This window comes from Serratia sp. HNCC26DJ244 (genome assembly GCF_057180565.1).
Window position 1 is genome coordinate 1 of sequence record NZ_JBXUGO010000148.1, and the last position, 289, is coordinate 289.

General features: G+C 57.4%; 1 protein-coding gene. It reads left to right on the plus strand.

Annotated features, from left to right (window positions below; all coding sequences use genetic code 11):
- The coding region (locus AC2A06_RS19015; RefSeq protein ID WP_484381320.1) for a type VI secretion system baseplate subunit TssF at window positions 1–289 on the plus strand (289 nt) is incomplete at both ends.

Here is a 289-nt window from a genome sequence, read left to right on the forward strand (position 1 = left end):
GTGGTTTGAAGTGGACGTGGTGCTGGCTGAGCGTTGGGAGCATGATTTCAGCTTTAACGAAAAGCATCTGCGGCTTAATTGTGTGCCGGTGATTAACCTGTTCCCGCTGGAATCGGACCCGCTGACCCTCGATTCGCTGCAGACCGAATACCTGCTGCGGCCGATGCGGGTGCAGGATGGGCATACCGAGATTTACTCCGTGGATTCGGTGATGTCGTCGGGGGGCCATACCTATGTGCCGTTTTCCAGCTTCCGCCACAAAGGGGGCATGATGCGCCATGAGGCCCCA